Annotated in this window: 12 protein-coding genes and 1 tRNA gene; 9 read left to right on the top strand and 4 right to left on the bottom strand. The window is 58.1% G+C overall.

Features of this window, described 5'->3' with window-relative positions:
• Positions 1–26: 26 nt before the first annotated feature.
• The 4 genes from ACR0LX_RS02495 to miaA form a co-directional block, all read right to left on the bottom strand.
• Positions 27–1,490, bottom strand: a complete 1,464-nt coding sequence (locus ACR0LX_RS02495; protein WP_480782423.1) for an ABC transporter permease — start codon at positions 1,488–1,490, stop codon at positions 27–29.
• 13 nt (positions 1,491–1,503) lie between these two features.
• Complete coding sequence (locus tag ACR0LX_RS02490; protein WP_480782422.1) at positions 1,504–2,550, bottom strand: ABC transporter permease; 1,047 nt, start codon at positions 2,548–2,550, stop codon at positions 1,504–1,506.
• Between the two features lie 117 nt (positions 2,551–2,667).
• A complete protein-coding gene (locus tag ACR0LX_RS02485) occupies positions 2,668–4,338 on the bottom strand; it encodes an ABC transporter substrate-binding protein (protein WP_480782421.1) in 1,671 nt (556 codons plus the stop codon).
• A gap of 318 nt (positions 4,339–4,656) precedes the next feature.
• Entirely contained in the window at positions 4,657–5,547 is an 891-nt protein-coding gene (gene miaA / locus ACR0LX_RS02480; RefSeq protein ID WP_480782420.1) for a tRNA (adenosine(37)-N6)-dimethylallyltransferase MiaA, read from the bottom strand.
• A 96-nt stretch (positions 5,548–5,643) separates the two neighbouring features.
• Between miaA and pyrH the strand changes: the two genes are divergently transcribed.
• The 9 genes from pyrH to ACR0LX_RS02435 all read left to right on the top strand — a co-directional run bounded on the left by pyrH (position 5,644) and on the right by ACR0LX_RS02435 (position 15,718).
• Positions 5,644–6,396, top strand: coding sequence for a UMP kinase (pyrH, locus tag ACR0LX_RS02475; RefSeq protein ID WP_480569166.1), 753 nt, complete (start codon positions 5,644–5,646; stop codon positions 6,394–6,396).
• A gap of 62 nt (positions 6,397–6,458) precedes the next feature.
• On the top strand, positions 6,459–7,685 hold the full coding sequence (locus ACR0LX_RS02470; RefSeq protein ID WP_480782419.1) for an aminotransferase class V-fold PLP-dependent enzyme: 1,227 nt from the start codon (positions 6,459–6,461) through the stop codon (positions 7,683–7,685).
• A gap of 46 nt (positions 7,686–7,731) precedes the next feature.
• Entirely contained in the window at positions 7,732–9,165 is a 1,434-nt protein-coding gene (locus tag ACR0LX_RS02465; RefSeq protein WP_480782418.1) for a cryptochrome/photolyase family protein, read from the top strand.
• Between the two features lie 61 nt (positions 9,166–9,226).
• On the top strand, positions 9,227–10,435 hold the full coding sequence (locus ACR0LX_RS02460; protein ID WP_480782417.1) for a class I SAM-dependent methyltransferase: 1,209 nt from the start codon (positions 9,227–9,229) through the stop codon (positions 10,433–10,435).
• 16 nt (positions 10,436–10,451) lie between these two features.
• Entirely contained in the window at positions 10,452–10,892 is a 441-nt protein-coding gene (locus tag ACR0LX_RS02455) for a TrgA family protein (RefSeq protein ID WP_480569177.1), read from the top strand.
• A 30-nt stretch (positions 10,893–10,922) separates the two neighbouring features.
• On the top strand, positions 10,923–12,038 hold the full coding sequence (locus ACR0LX_RS02450; protein ID WP_480782416.1) for an NUDIX domain-containing protein: 1,116 nt from the start codon (positions 10,923–10,925) through the stop codon (positions 12,036–12,038).
• Positions 12,039–12,107: 69 nt separating this feature from the next.
• Positions 12,108–13,142, top strand: a complete 1,035-nt coding sequence (locus ACR0LX_RS02445; RefSeq protein WP_480569183.1) for a cysteine synthase A — start codon at positions 12,108–12,110, stop codon at positions 13,140–13,142.
• Positions 13,142–15,571 (top strand): DUF3772 domain-containing protein, encoded by a 2,430-nt coding sequence (locus ACR0LX_RS02440; protein ID WP_480782415.1) that lies wholly within the window; start codon positions 13,142–13,144, stop codon positions 15,569–15,571. The genes ACR0LX_RS02445 and ACR0LX_RS02440 overlap by 1 nt, the downstream gene beginning before the upstream one ends.
• Positions 15,572–15,628: 57 nt before the next feature.
• A tRNA-Ser gene (locus ACR0LX_RS02435) sits at positions 15,629–15,718 on the top strand.
• Positions 15,719–15,819: the final 101 nt, after the last annotated feature.

Below are 15,819 nucleotides of genomic sequence, written 5' to 3'. Positions count from 1 at the left end.
GGGCAGAGCCCCCAGCCGACGCCACCTCAATCCTTCAGACTTTCTTCGCGCAGACCATCTGCCAGCAGATTCAAACCTAGAACCAGTGACAGCAACGCCAGCGCAGGCGGAAGGGCAGGGTGCAGATAGATCGACAGAAGCTTGCGCCCCTCGTTGATCGTCGAGCCCCAATCCGGGCTTTCCGGCGGCAAGCCCAGCCCGAAGAAACCCAAGGTTCCCAAAAGGATCGTGGTATAGCCAATGCGCAGACAAAAATCGACGATCAGCGGTCCGCGGGCGTTGGGCAGGATTTCCCACAGCATGATGTACCAAGGACCCTCGCCACGGGTCTGCGCCGCTGCCACATAGTCGCGGGTTTTGATGTCCAGCGCCAGGCCGCGCACGATGCGGAACACCGTGGGTGAGTTCACGAAGACCACCGAGACGAACACCACCAGAATGCCACCCGGAATATCGAACAGATCCAGATAGGTCGGCAGACCCCAGATCCGGTAGCTGTCGGTGTTGATGATGTAGCCGCCGGTCGAGATCAGCGACAGGTAGAACCACAACGCTACGCCCAGCACTCCGATCAGCAGGGGCGTGCGGAAATTCGGACGCGTGTAATAGCGCGAATTCAGCAGGACCCCGAGGAAGATGATCGGGAACACGAACAACACGGCCGCCATATAGTTCGGCACTCCGGTCGCCACGATCTCGGGCGTGACCAACAGGTAGAACAGCAGGATCACCGGGAACGCCAGGATCAGGTTCGCAAGGAACGACAGAAGCGTGTCCAGACGACCGCCATAGTAGCCTGCGGGCAGACCCAACGTGATGCCGACCATGAAGGCGAACATCGTTGCCAAGGGCGCGATTTGCACCACGATCCAGGCGCCTTTGACCATGCGACTAAAGACGTCGCGTGCCAGATTATCGCCGCCCAGAAGGTACCAGGCATACTCCCCGTCTTCGATACTGGGCAACGGCGTCCCGGGTATCTTGTTCTTCATGCCCGAGACCTGATCCAGCGGCTCATGCGTCACGATCAGATCGAGCGCGCCGAAAATGCCGGTGAACACCCAGAACATGACAAGGCCAAAGCCTATCATGCCAATGGGGCTGTCAAACAGTTTGCCATAAAGGCCCAGCTTGCGTTTGAAGGCAATCGACATCGCATAGAGGATGATCAGAGATAGCCAAACCGGCAGGAACTGCTGGGACATCGCCCCGATAATCCCTGCGCTGGTGCCCATCACGATGCCCAGAACGATATAGGCAACCGCAATGGCCACACTGGCCAGAAAGCTGTATCGCAGACTTGATTGGATCAGGATGCGCAGCCCCGAGTTTGATGACAGTGTGCCATCGGCATTGACCGTCATCTGGTCTTCCGGCAGCACGATGCTCGCCAGCATCCAGACCACGATCGACAGCACCATCAACGCCAGCGCGATCATCAGAAGCGGGTTCAGAAAGGCGATAGAGCCGGTCCAGGTAAGAGGTTCCATGTCCTATCCTCCCTTATGAAATGCGGATGCGCGGGTTGAGGTAGACATAGCCGATATCCGAGATCAGCTGCGTCACCAGCACCACAAAGACGGACACGACCGAAATCGCCAGCAGCAGCTGGATGTCGTTGTTGCCCGCCGCCTGAACCAGTGCCCAGCCGAACCCTTTGTAGTTGAACAGGGTCTCGACGATCACCACACCATTCAGCAGCCATGGGAACTGCAGCATGATGACGGTGAACGGCGCGATCAGCGCGTTGCGCAGCGCGTGTTTCATGACGATGTTCGGGAACGAGACACCCTTGAGGCGCGCGGTGCGGATGTACTGGGCCGTCATCACCTCGGTCATCGAGGCGCGGGTCATTCGGGCGATATAGCCCATGCCGTAAAGCGCAATCGTCAGTACCGGCAGAAAAAAGTTCTCGAATGTCGGGTTTTCCATCGCCTGCGTCGCTGTGCCCTTGAACCATTTCAGGCCCACGGCAGAGGATGTGAAGATCGCGATGAAGATAACGCCCGAGACGTATTCCGGCGTCGCAGTGGTCGTGATGGCAAAGGTCGAAAGCGTCCGGTCGGTGGCTGACCCTTCTTTCATTCCCGCAAGAATGCCGAGGATCAGTGCCGAGGGGACCATCAGCAGCATAACCCAGAGCATCAGGCGGCCGGTAAGATGCAGCCGTGTTCCAACAACGGTTGAGACTTCTTCTTTGAAGACGGTTGAATAACCCCAGTAACCTTGGAGGATACCGCAGAACTTCGGTGCCTCTTCGGCGGCCTGACCCGGCAGGATACATCTGCCCTGAACGGTACCGTCTTCGTTGGTGTATCGGAATGATGGCAGCACACCCAGCCATTCGCCATATTTGATCGGCGTCGCCTGAAGATATCCGTTTTTCTCCAGATAACTGCTGACCTGCTCATCCGACATCCGGAAATTGCCCTGCGTCTTCGCAAGCTTTTCCAGGTTCGGGTAGAGGTTGGTCAGAAAGAAGACCAGAAACGTCAGGCACAATGCTGTCAACAGCATGATGCCGACGCGCCTTAGAATGAAAAGTCCCATGTTAGCCCCTGTTGGTAGGCTAGCGTAAATGCCGAAAGGCTTTACGCCTCGCTGTTTTTATGGTCGTCGCGTCAGGACGAAAAGGCCGCGCCAGTGTGGCGCGGCCTGTCATTTGGCTTAGGAGATGAGGCCGAACTTATAAAGCTGCGGCAGGTCCGCAATGTGCTTTTCGACACCCACCATATTGTCACGGTGGTGGCGCATCGCGGTCCGCCAGTACGGCTGGATGACCACGCCTTCGTCGATCATGATTGCCTGAAGCTTGGCCATCACTTCGCGGCGCATATCGACATCCGCGATCGAGTTGGCTTCGGCGAGAAGTTTGTCGAACTCTTCGTTGGCAAAACCGGATTCGTTCCAGGCGACACCCGATTTATAGGCCAGAGCCAGAACCTGCGTGCCCAGCGGACGGTGGTTCCAGTTCGTGGACGAATAGGGGTACTTGGTCCAGTCGTTCCAGAAGGTCGAGCCCGGCAGAACCGTGTGTTTGGCTTTGATGCCCGCGTCGTTCAACTGAGCGACAACAGCCGCGGTGGTGTTCCGGCGCCAGTCATCATCGATCGACTGAACTTCGTGCTCGAAGTCACCCATGCCTGCTTCGTCCATCAGCGCCTTGGCGCCAGCCGGATCATAGCCAATACGCTTGACCTCCGAGTCGTACTCGGGGTGCATCGGTCCTACATGGCAGTTCTCGGCAGGAATGCCGTATCCCGACATACCCAGTTCCAGGCAGACTTCGTTGTCCACGGCCATTGCCAGCGCCTGACGGACCCGCTTATCGCCGTAGATCTTGTTGCCATCGGCGTCTTCGGCCAGCTGGTTGGGACGAATGACGATGGTAAAGCCCGACGGGATTTCCGAGCGAACAAGACCAATGCCGTCAAAGATGTCTACGAACTCACCGACCGACTCCCAGTTCATGTCGATCTCTTCGGCCTCGTATGCGGCCAGGAACGCAGCAGGGTCGGTGCCGTAGTCGATAAACTCGATGCGGTCGATATATCCGCCTTTTCCGGCTTCATATCCCCACCAGTCGAAGTCTTCGTTGCGGACAAGAACACCTTTCACGCCCACTTCGTGGCTTTCGGGCTTCATGAAGCCTGTACCGACCGGATTGCCAAGCATGTCGTTGGCATCAAAGCTGCTGTGCACGATGGCCCCAGGATAGTCAGCCATTCCCGGAATGATCGTGATGTCCGGAGCGTTACACTTCAGCTTGACGGTGTGGCTGTCGACAACCGTGATTGCGCCGTCCGCTGCCTTTTGCGTACCCTCGTCGATAAGCGACGCCATGCGCGAGGCCATCGAGTTGCCTTCGAGCGAGGTATCACACCAGCCGGTGATGTTGCGCGCAACATCTTCTGCGGTGAAGTCGTCGCCGTTGTTCCACTTGACACCTTTGCGGACGTTCAGCGTGTATTCGGTCGCGTCATCGTTGGCTTCCCAGCTTTCCAGTAGCATGGGCTTGAACGAACCGTCATTGTTGTACTCGACCAGATACTCAAGCCAGCCTGCGGTAAAGGTGGCGATCTGCGTCCAGTCATAGGTGCGCGGATCTTTCAGTGCGCGAACTTCCATCTGATAGCGGATGGTGCCGCCACGCTGAGGTTCTTGTGCAGCTGCGGGCGATTGCAGCCCGATCAATCCGTATGCCGTGGGAACGGCAACACCCAGCGCGGTTGCACGAGCCATGAATTCCCGACGGCTCAGATTGCCATCGCGGTATTCCTGCGCGTGCATCTCGGCCGCCCAGTGCACCTTGTCTTCGGTGGATGTGTGATTACTCATAGATGTCTCCCTGTGACACTGATTTTATTGATTGACTGTTGCGCTACGCGATCCGGTTCCTGCCGGACGGTAGGGCAGAGGGTTCTGTCCTTTGGATTCTTTGCATCCCCATGCCGGTATTCGGCACCACTTTTTTGGCAAGGTCAATGTTCGGAATCGTCATCAATTGTACAAAAACGACATTCCTCGGGAAAGTCGACCGGGGATGTCGTAAAGCACTTGTTACAAGTATAGTGGCAACGTGGCCGAGGCGAGCGGGATGAAATCCCTGCCGAATCTGCGATCAAGCCGTTGTAAAGTCGAACCTTTCTAGGTTCGTCACGTCGTGCCGATCCGATGCCAGGCTTTCATACGGGCGCGAAACCATGTTCGCTGGCGTTTGGCGAACTGCCTTGTCGCGATTGTCGCCTGCTCGCGGGCCTGATCCAGCGTGATCTGACCGTCCAAATACGACATCAATTCCGGCACTCCGATCGCCTTGCAAGAGGGCAAGTTCGGCTCAAATCGGTCGCGCATCGCGGCGACCTCATCGAGCGCACCCATCTCGAGCATCAGGTCAAAACGCCGGGTGATGCGGTCCAGTAACCAGTCCTTGTCGGTTTCAAAAACAAGGGGGACGGTGTCTGCAAGATCCAGAACAGGTGGCGGAGTGTCGTCCTGCCAATCCGCCAGGGGACGCCCGGTCGCGGTCTGAACTTCCCATGCGCGCTGAACACGGGCGCGGTTGTTTGTATCCAGTCTCTGCAATGTTCGCGCATCGACGCCCCGGATCAAATCGGGCAGAGGCAACTGATCGGCCTCGGCGCGAACCGTTGCGGGTGTCGCGGGTATATCAGCCATGCCTGCGGTGAGTGCGCTAAAGTAAAGCCCCGTGCCACCAACGATGATCGGGCGCAGGCCACCGGTCAGCAAGGGCGTGACCTCGCGCAGCCAATGACCGGTCGAATAGATCTGATCAAAGGCCACATGGCCGTATAGCGCATGCGGCGCACGGGCTTCGTCTTCCTTAGAAGGTCGGGCAGAAATGACCTGCCAGCAGTCGTAGACCTGGCTGGCATCAGCGTTGACGATAACGCCGCCGAGACGTTCGGCTATTTGCAGCGCAAGTTCGGATTTTCCCGACGCGGTCGGGCCTGCGATCAACACTGGTTTGTCGCTTGGAATGGGGGGCAGTTGATCCCAAAGCCGGGACTTTGAATTGTCGGCCATTTTTGGGTGCCCTATTCCTAACCATCTGCATTGAACCTGCCGCGGTTTTGCTTCATTTTGCGCCGGAAATAAACCCGTGCCAGCCCGGAGCGCCACATGACCCTTTCCCCCGCCACTGAAACCACCGAAACGCCAAAAACCAAGTACAATCGCGTGATGCTGAAGATCTCGGGCGAGGCGCTTATGGGGGATCAGGGATTCGGGCTGCATCCGCCAACCGTCCAGCGCATCGCGCAAGAGGTTAAATCGGTCCACGATCTGGGCGTCGAGATTTGCATGGTCATCGGAGGCGGAAACATCTTTCGTGGGCTGTCCGGCTCGGCCCAGGGGATGGAGCGGACGACGGCGGACTATATGGGGATGCTGGCCACGGTGATGAATGCGCTGGCAATGCAATCCGCGCTGGAAGGGGTTGGTGTGTTTACCCGGGTGATCTCGGCTATCCGCATGGATGAAGTGTGCGAGCCCTATATCCGCCGCCGCGCCGTGCGCCACCTAGAGAAAAAGAGGGTTTGTATCTTTGCCGCCGGTACCGGAAACCCTTATTTCACCACAGACACTGCCGCCACCCTGCGAGCCAATGAAATGGCGTGCGAGGCGATTTTCATGGGCAAGAACGGCGTGGACGGTGTGTATGACAAGGACCCCAAGACCCATGATGACGCCGTGCGCTATGACTCGGTCAGCTATGACGATGTTCTGGCCAAGCGGTTACGGGTCATGGATGCATCGGCCATCGCTCTGGCGCGTGACAACAACCTGCCGCTGATCGTATTCGGGCTGGACGAACCCGGCGGGTTCCGTGGCATTCTTGCGGGCGAGGGGACCTATACCAAGGTCCAGGGCTAGGATGCGGGGCATCAGCATCAAAGTGCCCTGAAAGACAGCATTTGCCAAAAATGAGCCGAGACATGAGTAGATTGGATATCGATTTCGTTCGGGCCCAGTTTCCCGCGTTTGCCGAACCAAGCCTGCAAGGTCAGGCGTTTTTCGAGAACGCGGGCGGATCCTATACCTGCAAGCCCGTGCTTGATCGGTTATTTCGGTTTTACACGCAACGCAAGGTGCAGCCATACTCGGAATTTGACGCCAGCCGACTTGGTGGCGCGGAAATGGACGAGGCGCGCCAGCGTCTAGCCGCGATTCTGGGCGTCGAAACGGATGAGCTGAGCTTTGGGCCATCCACCACGCAGAACACCTATGTTCTGGCGCAGGCGTTCCGTCAATGGCTGCAACCCGGTGACGCCATTGTGGTCACGGATCAGGATCACGAGGCAAACTCTGGCCCTTGGCGCAGGCTGGCCGAAGACGGGATCGAGATTCGCGAATGGCGGATCGACCCCGAAAGCGGAGTGCTGAATCCGCAGGACCTTGAGACCCTGCTGGACGAACATGTGCGCCTTGTGTGTTTTCCCCACTGTTCGAACGTGGTGGGCGATATCAACCCGGTCACCGAAATCACCGCCATCGCCCACGCTGCTGGCGCATTCGTTTGTGTCGACGGTGTATCATATGCGCCGCATGGATTTCCGAATGTCGGACATCTTGGGCCGGATATTTATCTGTTTTCGGCGTACAAAACCTATGGCCCGCATCAGGGCTGTATGGTTATCCGTCGTACGCTTGGTGAGATGCTGCCAAATCAGGGGCACTTCTTTAACGGAGATGTCCTTTACAAGCGCTTTACTCCGGCGGGTCCCGATCACGCGCAGATTGCCGCAAGCGCCGGGATGGCGGACTATGTCGATCTCCTGTGCGACCATCATGGAGGGCCGCAAGGGGATGCCGCCCAGCGTGGAGGCTTTGTGCATGACCTGATGCGCAGTCACGAAGTTGCGTTGTTGCAGCCCCTGTTGGATGCGGTCAAAAACCGCAATGCCGTTCGCCTGCTTGGCCCCTCGGACGCGCCGCGCCGTGCGCCGACGGTCGCATTGGCTTTGAACCGTCCGGCGGCACCTGTTGCGGCTGAACTGGCTGGTCAGGGCATCATGGCAGGGGGCGGAGACTTTTACGCCGTACGGGCATTGCAGGCGATGGGAATCGATCCTGAACAAGGTGTTTTACGGCTCAGCTTTACGCATTACACCTCACAACAGGAAGTCGATCAGCTGCTTGAGGCGCTTGACAAAGTTTTGTGATCCAGTTTCGCTTGGACATCGTACCCCTTGAAAAACAAGGTAAAGTATGAAGTCCGGGCACCCTCCGATCATCATTTGGTTCCGGCGCGACCTGCGCCTTTCTGACCACGCGGCGCTTGAACTCGCAGCGGCGTCAGGTCGTCCGATCTTGCCGGTGTTCATCTGCGACGATCTGGTTCAGGCGCTGGGTGCGGCACCGAAATGGCGGTTGGAACTGGGGCTGGCAACGTTTGCAAAGGCGCTGGCCGAACGCGACAGCCAGCTTGTTTTGCGGCGCGGGCCCGCGCTGGAGGTCTTGCGGCAATTGATCCGCGAAACCGGGGCAACCTCGGTTTACTGGACGCGCACCTACGATCCGGGATCAATTGCGCGGGATACGCAGGTCAAGGAGGAATTGACTCGACTGGGGGTCGATGCGCGGTCCTTCGATGGCCATCTGCTGTTTGAACCATGGGAGGTCGCGACCAAGTCAGGGCAGCCGTTTCGCGTTTTTACACCGATGTGGCGCGCGGTCCGCGACCGTGAGGTCAGCGCGCCGCCCGTAGCGCCCTTGATATTGCGGACGCCGGTGGACTGGCCGCACTCGGACCGCTTGTCGCAATGGCGGTTGGGGAAGGCTATGCAGCGTGGTGCAGCAGTTGTGAAGCCTCATGTCCAGCCGGGCGAGGATGCGGCATTGGCGCGGCTGGATGAATTCCTGGATCGCATCAGCGAATACCAACACAACCGGGATAGGTTGGATCAGGTTGGAACCTCGGACCTGTCCGAATATCTGGCGCTGGGTGAGATTGGACCGCGTACCATCTGGCACCGGGTTCAGACCGCTGCTGCGTTAGGTTCGGCAGGCGCGGATGCCTATTTGCGCCAGTTGGTCTGGCGCGAGTTCGCCTATCATCTGATGTATCACACGCCCCATATGTTGACCGAGAACTGGCGACCCGAATGGAACGGGTTTCCCTGGGAGACCGACGAGGATGCGCGCACGGTTCAGGCCTGGCGGCAGGCGCGGACAGGAATTCCGGTGGTCGACGCAGGGCTGAGGCAAATGTACGTGACCGGGCGGATGCACAATCGGGCCCGGATGATCGTCGCCAGCTATCTGACCAAACATTTGTTGGTTCACTGGAAGATCGGGATGGCTTGGTTTGCCGATTGCCTGATCGATTGGGACCCGGCAGCGAACGCAATGGGGTGGCAATGGGTTGCAGGTTCCGGCCCGGATGCAGCTCCGTTCTTTCGCATCTTCAACCCTCAGACCCAGCGCGAACGGTTCGACCCGAACCTGGACTATGTCAATCGCTGGATCGCCGAAGATCAGCCCGACCCTAGCGCCGAAGCGCTGAGTTATTTCGAGGCTGTGCCCCGGGCGTGGGGACTGTCAGCGGATGCGCCATACCCGCACCCAATCGTCAGTCTGCCCAACGGGCGCAGACGTGCGCTAGCGGCCTATGAAGGCCGAAAATCACCGGTAAGGAATTGAAAACTTGCCAGAAACGATTTCCGGCCCTAGCTTTGAACCGCAACCGCAGAGGGGAGAGCGGATGTTCCTAACGACCACGCAAGGGCAGGAGAATCTGCCAAGGTATTTTGTACAAGTCTTCAAGATGCTGGGCCAGATGAACGCCGGCCGCCTTGATATTTCGCTGCCGGATGGACGCGTCTTTCGCGTCGAGGGGCGGAACCCCGGTCCGGTGGCGCGCGTCGATATTCACGATCCTGAGGTTTTCGCACGCCTGGTCCGAGAAGGTGAGCTTGGTTTTTCCGACGGCTACCTTGAGGGCGACTGGAGCACGCCGGACCTGCGCGCCTTCATGGATCTTGTGCATCTGGGGACCGAAACCGTTTATGACGATTTCACGGGCAAGTTTCTGGTCCGCGCCTATGAAAGGTTGCGGTTCTGGCTGCACCGCAACAACCGATCGCAGGCCAAGAAGAACATCTCGTACCATTATGATTTAGGCAACGAATTCTATGGGTTATGGTTGGATGATACCATGACCTATTCCAGCGCTATTTTTGAGACCGGGCAGGAAAGTCTGGAAAAGGCTCAGACAGCCAAATACGCCAGTCTGGTCGATGAGATGGGAGCAAAACCCGGCGACCACATCCTTGAAATCGGTAGCGGATGGGGCGGTTTTGCCGAATATGCAGCGAAGGAACGCGGTCTGCGCGTGACGGGCCTGACCATCAGTCAGGAACAGTTGAAGTTCGCGAAACAGCGTATTGAAAACGCAGGACTTTCTGATCTTGTAGAGTTCAAGCTCCAGGACTACCGCGACGAGCGCGGCGAATATGACGGCATCGCATCAATCGAGATGTTCGAGGCGGTTGGTCAGAAATACTGGCCGGTTTATTTCGAGACGGTGCGCGACCGTCTGAAACCCGGCGCGCAAGCAACCTTGCAGATCATTACGGTCGCGGATCATCGCTGGGAAATCTACAAGAACGGCATTGATTTCATTCAGAAATATATCTTTCCCGGGGGAATGCTTCCTGCGCCTACTATCCTTAAGGAACAGATTGGTCAGGCAGGGCTTGAGGTCGTCCGATCCAAGGAGTTCGGTAAAAGTTATGATCTGACCCTGCGGCGCTGGTACGAGACGTTCAACGCCAGATGGGATCAGATTGCCGAAATGGGCTTTGATGAGCGTTTTCGCCGCATGTGGAATTATTATTTGACCGCCTGCGGCGCAGCCTTTGACACGGGCAATTGCGATGTGACACAGATCACGATAGCAAAACCCAGTTAAAGGACGGACTTAACGAATGCCTACAGCTGCTCGACTTGTCGCTTCAACCTGTTTGTTGGTGGTGGCTTTTCTGGTCTCGTCGATGATCATGTCAAATGGTGAAGAGGGTAAGTCCTATGGCTATTTTCCTGTCGTCAACATGGCGTTGGGCGTGGTGTGCGGTTGGATCGTCATGGGCAAAAGGGCCGGGCGCGGCTGGACGGCTGGTCTGAACAACGGGCTGACCGGCGTCGCGTCGCTGGTGTTCTGGGGGCTGTTTGTGCAAGGCACCTATGAAATGGTGCAACAGGCCATGCGCAACCGCTACGGCGGCCCGTTCGAGGCGGTTATCGCCATATTCGAATTGGGTGTGGGTTTTGCAAGTCAGTTGTGGGCATCCGAAATCATCCTCACATTGATTGTCGGGGCTATCGTGGCGGGTCTGTTGACCGAAATCGCTGCGCGACGCTGGAATTGACCGCCGAGACTGTCGCAAGGTTCATCACGCGTGACTGATCTGTTTTTCTATGGGACGCTGCGCTACGCGCCGCTGTTGGAATGCGTTCTGGGACGTCCGCTTGGTGATCTGGACGTTGTGGAGGCGTCGCTGCCTGACTACGCGGTCCATGCCGTTCGGGACCAGCCATTTCCCACGCTTGTCGCCGAACCGGGCGGCGCTGCACAAGGCATCGTCGTAAGCGCGCTGGGTCAGGAAGACCTTGACCGGCTCGCCTTTTACAAGGGCGGGTTCGACTACGTGCTGGAAACGCGCCAGGTTGTAACGCCCGAAGGCAAGAGTTCGCCAGCAGAGGTTTTCTTTCCTGCGCCGGGGCTCTGGGCTCCGGTCGCACCTTGGTCCCTGGCCACATGGGTCGATGCCTGGGGGGCTTTGTCGCTCTGTGCGGCAGAGGAAGTGATGGCGTATTTCGGTCGCGCAGACAGCCAGCACATCGCGCGCAACTTTCCCGCGATCCGAACCCGGGCCTGGGCCCGGTTGGCCGCACGGCAGCGCCATACAGGCGATCCCCAGGACGCCGCGCGCGACGTCATCGTTCACAAGCACAGCAGGGCGTATATCAACTACTTCGCCATGGAAGAGATCGATGTGCAGCACCGCCGCTTTGACGGCACCATGGGGCCCACGCTTAGCCGTAGTGGCTTGATGCAGGGCAGTGCTGTTATCGTATTGCCGTACGATCCGGTGCGCGATGCGGTGTTACTGGTTGAACAGTTCCGAGCCCCGGTGTTTCTGATCGACGACCCCGAGCCCTGGATGTGGGAACCCGTCGCGGGGATGATCGACCCGGGTGAGACACCGCAACAGGCCGCCTACCGCGAATCCATGGAAGAGGCCCATATCAGTCTGAACACGTTGGAATATGCAGGCGGGGCCTATTCCTCAAGCGGCTCGTCGACCGAATTTGTTCACCTGTTCGTGGGTTTGGCTGCGCTGACGCAGACGACGGAGCAGGGCGGTGTTGCGTCCGAGGGCGAGGATATTCGCAGCAAAATCCTGTCCTTCGCAGAGTTTATGGATCTGGTCGACCGCCATGTTTACAAGGATTTGCCTTTGCTGACGCTGGCGCATTGGCTGGCGCGGCACCGGGAACGCCTGCGCGCATAAGCATCCCCGCTTGTGGTTGCGGCGGGGCACCTGTAAATCTTCTGCGAAACCAAACGACAAGAGGGCGCCATGCGCATTGCACGAGACCTTGCCGACGCAGTCGGAAAAACCCCGTTGATCCGCCTGCGCCGCATCAGCGAAGAAACCGGTTGTGAAATTCTCGGCAAGGCCGAGTTCATGAACCCCGGCCAATCGGTCAAGGACCGCGCCGCGCTGTACATCATTCGCGATGCGATCGCACGTGGTGAACTGAAGCCCGGTGGCACGATCGTCGAAGGGACGGCGGGCAATACCGGTATCGGTCTGGCCCTGGTCGGCGCATCAATGGGTTTCAAAACGGTTATCGTAATTCCTGAGACCCAGTCGGAAGAGAAAAAGGACATGCTGCGCCTTGCCGGCGCACAGCTGGTGCAGGTTCCGGCGGCCCCGTATCGCAACCCCAACAATTTTGTGCACTATTCCCGCCGTCTGGCCGAAGAATTGGCGCAAACCGAACCCAATGGCGCGATCTGGGCCAATCAGTTTGACAACGTGGCAAACCGGCAGGCACATGTCGAAACCACCGGTCCCGAAATTTGGGAACAGACAGGTGGAAAGGTTGACGGTTTTGTCAGCGCCGTCGGATCGGGCGGTACGCTGGCCGGGGTGGCTGATGCGCTGCAGCCCAAGGGGGTCAAGATCGCTCTGGTCGACCCGATGGGTGCAGGGCTTTATTCCTATTACACCACCGGTGAGATCGCGATGGAGGGGAGCTCAATCGCCGAAGGCATCGGGCAGGTCCGCATCACAAAGAATCTGGAAGGGTTCACGCCGGATTTCTCGTATCAGATGACCGATAACGAGGCGCTGCCCTATATCTTCGATCTGTTGCGTGACGAAGGGCTGGTCATGGGCGGCTCGACGGCGATCAACATGGCAGGCGCCGTGCGTCTGGCCAAGGATCTGGGGCCAGGCCACACAATCGTGACGATTCTGTGCGATTACGGCACCCGTTATCAGTCGAAACTCTTCAACCCCGAGTTCCTGCGTGAAAAGGAACTGCCGGTACCTGACTGGATGACCGAGGCCCCCCGCAGCATTCCCGGCGTGTTCGAGGACGTATGATGATGCGCCAGGCCCGGCTGTTTCTGGCGCTGATCACTCTTTGCCTGATCAGCCTTGCCGGCGCGGCCATGGCGCAACTGTCCGACCGGCAAAGCGATTACTACAAGGGCTGGCTCAGCACCGCTGATCGGGCTGAATCGGTGATTGAGGCCAATCGGGCCTCGGACGCGGCGCTGGAAAATTTGCGCGCAGAAATAAATGATTACCGGGATGACTTTAACCGGGCGCGTGGTGCCAACACCGACCGGATACAAACGCTTGAAGGGCAATTGAAAGCACTGGGCCCCAAGCCCGAAGAAGGATCGTCCGAGCCGGAGGATATCGCGCAACTCCGGTCGCATCTGGAAGACCAACTTAACGGTCTGCGCGTTCCCCGGATCATTTCCGAGGAAGCTTACAGTCGGGCCAATGGCCTGATCAGTGAGATCGACAGGATCATCCGGGACCGCCAAACCAAGGAATTGTTAGAGCGGGGGCCATCCCCGCTTAATCCGATCTATTGGGGGCCTGCATGGGTCGATGTGCAGGAAGCAAGCCGCGCCCTGTTCAACGAGACCGTCAAAAACCTGCAAACAGATGTGGTTCACGAGCAATTGCATCAGCGTGGGCTTGGCATATTGCTTCTGGTTGTCATCGCCGCGGTCTTGTTGCTGTATGGGCGCCACTGGTCCGAAATCGGTGGGGACTATCTTCGCAAGCTGGGCGGCCGGGGCAGCGGTGTCTGGACATTTGTGATCTCGCTGTTTCGGATCCTGCTTCCTTGGCTGGGTGTCTGGGCGCTGGTAATGGCCGTTACCATGACCGGAGTGCTGGGGCTGCGTGGAACGCTTTTGTTTCAAAACATTCCCTATTGGGCCGCAATCGTCTTCTTCTATGACTGGATCGGGCGTCAGATCTACCTGATGGGCGCCGCGCAGAACTTCAAGCGACTGTCTGCGGCAAGGATTACAGAGCTGCGGGTCTATATAGATCTGCTGGCGGTGATGCTGATCCTGCATGAGTTGGCGATCTTGTTCGAACAGATCGAAAACATTTCGGATGCGACCCGAGCAGTCGTCTCGTTCCCGGTGATCGTCGCAACGGCCCTGCTGCTGCTGCGTGTCCGTCAGGTTCGTCAGCCAGCCCGGCTTGCTGAACAGGCAGATGTGGAAAACAACGCACGTACCGCCAGCATCTACCAGGCGATAGAGTTTCTGCGCCGGGCGTTGTTTCTGCTGGGGATCGTGTCGCCGGTCCTTGGGGCTTTCGGCTACATCAACGCGGCCGAAGCGATTGTTTTTCCCACCGTCAAAACTCTGGTGCTGTTTGCCGCGCTGCTGATCCTGCAACGGTTCTTCAGCATGCTCTACGGCTGGATCACGGGGCAGGGTGAGGCGGCCAGAGACTCTCTGTTCTCGGTCCTTGTGGGATTTGCGCTGGCGGTCCTGTCGATTCCGATCCTGGCCTTGTACTGGGGCGTACGCGAGACCGACCTGCTTGAGGCGTGGTCGCGCCTATTGTTGGGGTTCAATGTTGGCGGCGTGACAATTTCGCCCAGCAACTTCCTGACCTTTGTCGCGGTTTTCGTCATCGGCTATACCCTGACGCGGCTGTTGCAGAGCGGATTGCGCAATTCTCTGCTGCCAAAGACCAACATCGATCCCGGTGGACAGAACGCAATAACCGCAGGCACCGGTTATGTGGGGATTTTCCTGGCAGCGCTGGTTGCGATCATGGTCGCCGGTTTTGACCTGTCTTCGCTAGCGATTGTGGCCGGTGCGCTGTCGGTCGGCATCGGTTTCGGCCTGCAAACCATCGTGTCGAACTTTGTTTCGGGCATCATTCTGTTGGTCGAACGTCCGATCTCGAAAGGCGATTGGATCGATGTGAACGGGATGATGGGCTATGTGCGCGACATCTCGGTCCGATCGACCCGGATCGAGACCTTTGACCGCTCGGACGTCATCGTCCCGAACTCGGACCTGATCAGCGGCGTGGTGACGAACTATACCCGGGGCAACACGATCGGGCGTTTGATCGTGCCGGTCGGTGTGGCCTATGGCTCGGATACGCGCCGGATCGAAACCATTCTGGGCGAGATTGCCAATGCCCATCCTATGGTGCTGGCCAACCCCGCACCAAGCGTGGTCTTTCAGGGGTTCGGCGCAGATTCGCTGGACTTTGAAATTCGCGCGATCCTGCGCGATGTGAACTGGGTCCTGTCGGTCAAATCCGACATGAACCACGAGATCAACCGCCGTTTCGTCGAAGAAGGCATTGAAATCCCGTTCGCACAGCGCGACATCTGGTTACGCAACGCCGAGGTCCTGCGCGAAAGCAGTCCCGAAACAGCCGAAGAACCCCCGGAAATGACGCCCGCGCAGAAACAAACCGGACCGGTGGAAATGACCGAATCCGACATGGATTCCGGCGACGGAGACGAGCTGTAATTCTACTGCAATCGGGCCTTGCAAATCCCCGTTCAATGGTTCAAACATCGCCGGCACGGAGAGGTGGCCGAGTGGTCGAAGGCGCACGCCTGGAAAGTGTGTAGGCGGGAAACCGTCTCCAGGGTTCGAATCCCTGTCTCTCCGCCATATCAATTTGTTTCAGATTAATCGACGCCGATATTGTTATACAACGCTTTAGAGTTTTTACCCATTTATGTCGGTGTCTGAATGCGCGTTTATGAGAGAAA

The organism is Ruegeria sp. CH11, from assembly GCF_056537105.1.
This window is presented reverse-complemented; position numbering and strand designations above follow the sequence as displayed.